Here is a 3,846-nt window from a genome sequence, read left to right on the forward strand (position 1 = left end):
GCCCACCGCCCCGCCCGTGGCCCGCAGCTCCGCCCGTGCCTGGTCGGCCCAGACGCCCGCCGACGCGCGCTCGAAGGTGACGAGCGCGTCGCTGAGCGGGGCGCGCGCCTCCACCGGACGCCGGCGCCGCCGCAGCCATTTGCCGTACGCGAGGAGGGTCCGGGCGCGTTCGAAGTCGTTGCCGCACCCCGCGTGGTGCCGGACCGCCTCCCCGTACCAGCGGGCCGAGTCCTCCGTTCCCGCCAGCAGCGCACGGCACCGGGCCAGCTGGGCCGGCGCCTGCGGATCGAGCCCCAGGTCCGCCCAGACGGCGAACTCCTCCGCCGCGGCCCGGGCGTCGGACCGCCGGCCGGCCGCGCAGGCGGCCTCGACGAAGCAGGGCACGGCCAGCATCCGCAGCGCGAAATGGCCGCTCCGGGGCCCCGCTCCCACGAGCGGGGCGAGGCGCGCCGCGGCGTGCGCCGCCAGTCCGCCGCCCAGCTCGGCCCGGGCGAGCGACCACTCGGCGAGGGTCGTCGCCTGCGCGAGTCCGTGGGGGCGGGCGGTCACGAGCGCCCGGCCGGCGTGCTCGGCCACCGCCCGCGTGTCGCCCGCGACGGAGGCCGCCAGGGCCAGGACGGCGTGCTGGTGGGCCGCCGAGTTGCGCTGGCCGGTGAGGTGCGCCGCCCGCAGGCCCTCCCGGGCGTGCGCGGCGGCCCGCTCGTGCCGCCCGGCCCTCAACTCGGCGTAGGAGAGGTGCTCCAGCACGCGCGGCAGCAGCGCCGTGCGGCCCTCGGCCCGCACGGCGGCCAGCGCGCGCGAGTGGACGCGTACGGCCGAGGCCGCGTCCCCGAGCACCAGGGCGGCCGCTCCCGCGCGCAGCAGCAGGCGCGGCTCGTCGGACACGCCGCCCCGGGCGACCACCCGGGCCAGCGGCTCCCGTGCCTCGTGCAGCCGGACGGCCAGCGCCGCGCGCATGCCGTCCCGGAAGTCCCGCTCGGCGCCGTCGCCGCCGCCGCGCGCGACGCCCGGACCGGTCGCCGCGCCGGGACCGTCCCCCGCGGCGAGAGCGGTCGCGCAGGCGTCGGCGTCGCCCGCGGACCAGGCCGCCTCCATGGCGAGGAAGCGGGCGTCGGCGGCCTCCTCCGGGGCGTCCTCGCGCAGCAGCGAGGCCGCGAGGAGCAGCACCTGGTGGGCGTCCGCGACCGGTCCGTCCGCCATCCCGGCCAGTCCGCGCGCCAGTTCGGCCCGACCGCGCACCACTCCGGGCAGCGCCCGCACCTCGTCGGCGGGACGGAGCCGGTCCGCCCGGTGCCCGGCCCCCCGGTCCAGGGCAGAGCCGCGCGGCCCGGGATCCCGCGGCGCGCTCGTGCGGGCCGGCCCGCACGGGACGCCCGCGTCCCGGGGCGGGGTGAACAGGGCACGCAGGTCCCGGCGCCGCGCCGGCGCCACGGCGCCCAGGACGGCGCGCCGCAGGAGGGGGTCCTCGAACCGCAACGCCTCCCGAGGCCCCCGCAGCAGCCCGTCCGTGACCAGCCGGTCGAGGGCCTCGGGGGACGTCCTCGCGGTGCGCGCGACCGCCAGCACGGCGTCGGCGCCGACGGGCCGGGCGCCGGAGCGCGAGGACGGCGGCCGTGCGGGCCCGCCGGCCGGGTCGTCCGCGCCGGCGTCGTCCCCGGCCCCCGGGCCGGCCTCACCCGCGACCGCCACCAACGTCAGCACCCGCCCGCACTCGGCGGGCAGGGAGTCCAGGAGCCCCTGGTACACCTGGCGCAGCACCTCGTCGTCCGCGACGGTGGCCGGCAGGTCGGTCTCGCCGGCGAGCTGGGCGGCGGAGAGGCGTGCCGCCATCGCGGTCAGCACCCCCGGATGTCCCGCCGCCTCGTCCACCAGCCGTGCCCGGACGGCCGGCTTCAGCGGTGACCGGCACACCTCGTCCAGCAGCGCGGCGGCACCCTCCCGGCCGAGCGGGGCCAGCCTGAGCAGCCGGGCGCCCGGCACCTCGGGGGGCCGGTGGTGCCCCGCCAGGGAGACGACCCAGGCCCACGGGCCGGAACCGGCGCGCCACGCCGCCGCGAGCGCGGCGCGGGAGTGCGCGTCCCACAGGTGGTGGTCGTCGACGCCCAGCAGCAGAGGTTCCCCGGCGCGTAACGCGGTCAACGCCCCGGCCACACCGTCCGGCCCCCGTGCCACCCGCAGGGCCGCGCGCGCCGCGGACGGCGTCGGGGCGAGCGCCGCGAGCAGGGCTCGGACACCGCTCCAGGGAACCCTGTTGCCGCTCGGCGCGGCCACCCGGTGCGCCCGCAGCGGGGCGTCGAGCACCGCACGGTCGAGCAGGGCCGTCCGGCCCAGGCCCGGGCCGCCGGCGACGAGCAGCACGCCGCCCCCGCCCGCCGCGGCACGGGCCGACAGCTCGGCCACGGCGGCGAGTTCGGTCGTCCGGTCGTACAGCCGCGGAGCAGCGGCGGCCCTCGTCGCTCCACTCACGCCGTCACGGTACTGGCCGGTAGGGACCGGCGGTAGGGTCGCGGACTGGGCCGGGGCCCACACCTGACGGCGGTGCGTTGTGCACACGGACAACCGTCGTCCCCGCCCGGCTCGCGCGACCGGCGCGCGGCGGGGACGACGGTCCCCCCGTCAGGAACCCAGCGGGCAGGTGCCCCGGTACTCCGCGATCGTCAGGCTCGGTCGCGGCAGCGGGCACAGGAACTGGTCGTAGCGGGTGTCGTTGTCGATGAACCGCTTGAGCCAGGAGATGCTGTACTTGGCGATCGTCGTGTTGGAACTGTTCGGCGTGAAGTGCGTGGCGCCGTTGAGCTCCAGGTACGCCTTGTCCAGCGAGGCGGGCAGAGTCTCGTAGAACGGCTCCGAGTGGGTCGCGACGGGCGCGACGGTGTCACCGTCCGCGCCCACGACCAGCGTCGGCGTGCTGATCTCCGGCCAGGTCTTGTCCGTGTTCCAGCCGGTCAGCGGGATGGCCGCCTTCAGCGAGGGCCGGCTCTTGGCCGCCTCCAGGGTGCCGCCGCCACCCATCGAGTGCCCCATGACGCCCAGGCGCGTCGCGTCGACGCGGCCCCGCACCGAGCTGCGCTGGGTCAGGTGGTCGAGGGCCGCGAGGAGTTGCCGGCCCCGGCTGTCGGGCTGGTCGAGCGTGGTGAGGGTGTCGATGGTGAACACCACGAAGCCCTGCGAGGCCAGCCGCGGACCCAGCCACGCGATCGAGGACTCGTACGCGGTGAAGCCAGGGGAGATCACCACCGCGCCGAACGTGCCGTCGCTCGTGGACGTCGGGTAGTAGATGGTGCCGCCGCCGAAGCCGGTGACGGAGAGCGAGGAGACGCTGGTCTGGGAGACCGCGTAGGAACCGCGGGCCGCCTCGATCGAGCTCACGGTCGGTGCGGGCCCGCGCTGGTACGGGTTGTCCGCGGCCTGGGCCCCGGGGGCGGCGGCGAGGAAGGCCAGGGAAGACAGTGCTGCGGCGGCTGCGAGGTGTCGTTTCACGACGGAGTCGTCCTCTCGTGTCGTGTTGCGTCGTGGCGTGGGGTGCGCGGCGGCGGCCGGGGGATCGGTCGGCGCCCCGGTATCTACCGGCCCGGCCACTGTCGGGGCCCCGGCGGGCGAAGGCATCGGCAGAATGACCGGTCACCCGGCCGAGGACGGCCGCGGAGCCCGCCGGCCGCGGCGTCCCCACGCGGTGCCCCGCACCGGGGCGTTGAGGGCGGCGGCTCCCGCCCGCCCCGGTCCGTCCGTCGCCGGCCCGCCTCGGTCCGGCGGGTGCCGCGGGCGCCGGCCGTCCTACCTGATCCGCGAGGTCGTCCTCGGCCGCGGGGCGGCGAAGGACGGACGGGTGATGGCCGAGAGGTAGGA

At 78.3% G+C, this 3,846-nt stretch carries 2 protein-coding genes; both read right to left on the minus strand.

What is annotated here, in order from left to right; all coding sequences use genetic code 11:
• On the minus strand, nucleotides 1-2,466 hold a 2,466-nt coding region (locus EAO71_RS36490; RefSeq protein ID WP_147982081.1), incomplete at its 3' end, for an AAA family ATPase.
• Between the two features lie 150 nt (nucleotides 2,467-2,616).
• Nucleotides 2,617-3,480: a bis(hydroxyethyl) terephthalate hydrolase gene (bdeA, locus tag EAO71_RS36495; protein ID WP_187282985.1), complete on the minus strand. Its 864-nt coding sequence runs from the start codon at nucleotides 3,478-3,480 to the stop codon at nucleotides 2,617-2,619.
• Nucleotides 3,481-3,846: the final 366 nt, after the last annotated feature.

This window comes from Streptomyces sp. MS191 (assembly GCF_008042125.1).
GTDB lineage: Bacteria > Actinomycetota > Actinomycetes > Streptomycetales > Streptomycetaceae > Streptomyces.